The sequence below is a fragment of the uncultured Neisseria sp. genome (assembly GCF_951230505.1).
Classification (GTDB): domain Bacteria; phylum Pseudomonadota; class Gammaproteobacteria; order Burkholderiales; family Neisseriaceae; genus Neisseria.
Genome location: NZ_CATNVN010000178.1, coordinates 1 through 3525, shown reverse-complemented (window position 1 = coordinate 3525; position 3525 = coordinate 1). Strand labels below are relative to the sequence as shown.

4 protein-coding genes are annotated in these 3525 nt (G+C 54.6%); all 4 read right to left on the bottom strand.

Translation table 11 applies throughout. From position 1 onward, the window contains the following. Positions 1 to 1126: chloride channel protein (locus Q1M25_RS09000; protein WP_300483948.1), on the bottom strand; the 1126-nt coding region annotated here is incomplete at its 3' end. Between the two features lie 77 nt (positions 1127 to 1203). Further along, the gene (argJ, locus tag Q1M25_RS08995; protein WP_300483947.1) at positions 1204 to 2424 is read right to left on the bottom strand and encodes a bifunctional glutamate N-acetyltransferase/amino-acid acetyltransferase ArgJ; all 1221 of its coding nucleotides are present in this window, start codon (positions 2422 to 2424) and stop codon (positions 1204 to 1206) included. 42 nt (positions 2425 to 2466) lie between these two features. After that, entirely contained in the window at positions 2467 to 3159 is a 693-nt protein-coding gene (locus Q1M25_RS08990) for an LrgB family protein (protein ID WP_150537325.1), read from the bottom strand. 5 nt (positions 3160 to 3164) lie between these two features. Then, positions 3165 to 3509: a CidA/LrgA family protein gene (locus Q1M25_RS08985; protein ID WP_107724073.1), complete on the bottom strand. Its 345-nt coding sequence runs from the start codon at positions 3507 to 3509 to the stop codon at positions 3165 to 3167. Positions 3510 to 3525 lie beyond the last annotated feature (16 nt).

The window sequence follows — 3525 nt, the reverse complement described above, 5'->3', positions numbered from 1 at the left end:
CGACATTGGATGCGTCGCCCAGTTGCGCGAAAGAAGCCATGTGTTCGCCTATCATCGCGCCGATGGTTAACGATGGCGTGAAAATACCGCCAGGAATACCTGCCCAGTAGCTGAACACGGTCGCCGCCCATTTTGCGACGGCCAAGCCGAACGGCGCTTCATACGCACCTTTAAGAGCGGCTGCGGCTTCGTGATAGCCCGTGCCATAGGTTTTGCCTTGATAAAACGTACCGAGCAGTGCCAGCAAGATACCCATTGCAAAGGCGACCACCAACAAATGACGGCGGATGAAACTGCGCCAGCGTACCGGCGCGAATGCTGCCGCGCCGCGATACAAAAAGCTGCCGAACAATCCGCCTGCCACGCCGCAGACAATGCCCGACACCGCGGCCCACATCAGCATGTTTGGCAGCTCATGCCCTTGAAACCCTGAAAAATATGGGTTGTTGCCCTGTATCGCCACTTGAATGAAACCGGCTGCCAACACGCCCATCAGGATTTGGCGCTCCCAACGCAAAATCACGCCGCGCCCCAATTCTTCGATGGCAAACACCACGCCGGCCAAAGGCGCGTTAAACGCCGCCGCCAAACCGCCTGCAGCGCCTGCGGCAATCAAATCGTTTTCCTGCATGCCCCTAAACGCCAGCCCGTGCTTTTTACACCACGCGCCCCAAGCGTTCATGACCGCCGCACCCACTTGTACAGACGGCCCTTCCCTGCCGATCGACGCCCCCAAAATCATGCCCAAAAACGTCAGCGGAATCTTAAAAAAGGTTTCGCCCAGACGAATCAAACGGGTTTTCTGCGCGCCATAAGGCAAAGACAACGAAGCGATGACCTGCGGAATACCGCTGCCGGAAGTGTACGGCGCAAATCTGCGCGTAAACCATGCCAAAAGCGGCAAACCCAGCGGCAAGGCCACCCACGCAAACCACGGATATTTCCCCACCAGCAAAGCGTTCCATTCCAAAGCCAAATCCGCCAAGTACGCAAACATCAAAGCCGTCAGGGCAACCAGTGCCGAGCCTGCCAGCAAAAACAGAAAGGCAATGCTCTTTTTCGACAGGCGTTTAGTTTGGCGGATTTTGTGGGCAAGGCGCGCCGCCCAAGTCTGGGGAAATTTCATCATAAACACGCAGTCAATGTGTTCAGACGGCCTTGATGCTTTTCTCAAAGGCCGTCTGAAAACAAGAATAAAGGTTTTTAAGAACGGTAATCCGCGTTAATCGACACATATTCGTGCGACAAATCGCAGGTATAGACGGCCGCCGTCGTATCGCCGCGTTGCAAATCGATGCGGACGGTAATTTCCGGACGGTTCATCACGGCTTGTCCTGCTTCTTCGGTATAGCTTTCCGCGCGGCCGCCGTTTTCAGCAACCAACACGTCATCCAGCCACATTTTCAAAGCATCGACATCCAAGTATTCAATACCGGCATAGCCGACGGCTGCCAACAGACGGCCCAAGTTCGGGTCGGAGGCAAAGAAAGCGGTTTTCACCAAAGGCGAATGGGCGACGGCATAAGCCACTTTGCGCGCTTCTTCGCGGGTTTTCGCGTTTTGCACTTCAATCGTGATGAACTTGGTCGCACCCTCGCCATCACGGACAATCGCCTGCGCCAGTTCCAAAGCCAGCGAACCAAGCAAGGCTTTGAGCTGCGCATAGCGCGGATCGGCGGTATTGTCGATTTCGCTCTGACCGCAACGGCCTGTCGCCATAATCACGAAGCTGTCGTTGGTACTGGTATCGCCGTCCACGGTAATCGTATTGAAACTTTCGTCTGCAATTTCTTGGGTCATCAGCTGCAAAATCGGTTGGGACACTTTGGCATCGGTGGCGATAAACGACAACATGGTCGCCATGTTCGGATGAATCATGCCCGAACCTTTGGCGATGCCGGTGGCGCGGACTGTGTGTTTTTCGCCGACCAGGCCTTTGCGTGAAGCAGCTTTCGGTACAGTATCCGTCGTCATAATGGCACGGGCCGCGTCCGACCAAAATGCAGGGCGCACTTGCGGCAAAGCGGCCACGATTTTATCCACAGGCAAGGGTTCCAAAATCACGCCGGTCGAAAACGGCATGATTTGATTGGATTGGCAGCCGACCTGCTCTGCCACCGCCGCGCACACTTTAATCGCGTCCAGACGGCCTTGTGCGCCGGTACCCGCATTGGCATTACCCGTATTGATGACTAAGGCACACACGCCGTCTTGGTCAAACAGATGCGACTTGGCGATATGCACCGGCGCGGCGCAGAAACGGTTTTGCGTAAACACTGCGCCCACTGTATGTCCGCCGCCCAACACCATCAGCGTCAAATCGTCGCGGTCTTGTTGCTTGATGCCGGCGCGACCTGTAAACAGACGGATACCGTCGATTTCCAACAATTCGTCTGCACGTTTTTCAGTCAAATTTACAGCCATATCATTTTCTCCTGTTTACACTATTTTCAGACGGCCTAAACGCTATACGCCCAATAAGGGAATCAAGATAGGCACCAATATCGCCGTCAACACGCCGTTGAGCGTCAAGCCCAAGCCGGCATATGCGGCCATACGGCGGCCGTATTCCAAAGACGCCGCAATACCCATCGCATGCGAGGCCGTACCCAAAGACATTCCCACTGAAGAAGGCATGTACAACGCCCCTTTCAACACTTTATATCCGGCCATCTGGCCAAAAAGTCCGGCAATAATCACCGTTGCCGCCGTAATCGCCGGAATACCGCCGACCGATGCCGTGATTTCAATCGCAATCGGGTTGGTCACGGATTTGGAAGCCAGCGACAAAATCACTTCGCGCGAAGCGCCCAGCCATTTGGCAAAATACACGCCTGTAACAATGCCCGTCACGCTGCCCGCCAACTGCGACAACACCACCGGCAACCACTGGCTGCGGATACGGTCCCAATTTCGATAAAGCGGCACGGCCAGCAACACGACCGCCGGTTTCAACCAAAAATCGATAAACTGCGCCGCGTCGTGATACAGCTCGTAATCGATGGCAAATACCTTCAAATACCCCATCAACACCAGCGTACTGATCAATACCGGATTACACAGCACATTCCCCGTGCGCGCCCGAATCTGCACTGCCAAAGCATATACGGCCAAAGTCAGGAACAGCATGACCGAGGGCATGCGCAACAGCCCGTCTATGTTCATCACACCCACCTCCTGACCCACTCATGCACTTTACCTGTCACCAACAATACGCAGATCGTACTGCCGATTGTGGCCGTCAAAATCGAAAACCAGTCGTTTGCAATCACATCTAAATAGCTGATGACGGCCACGCAAGGCGGCACCAAAAATAAAGTCAGGTTTGCCATCAAAATGTCTGCCAGTTCTCCCACCCAAGACAATTTGACCCAGCCGGCCTGAAGCGCGGCAAACAGCAAACCCATGCCGACAATGCTGCCCGGCAGCTTCAACCCCAAAATCCAAACGGCCGCCTCGCCCAAAGCCAAGCAACCCAATACCACCAATAAGGCACGAATAATATTCATTAAGCCGGTTTCTCCT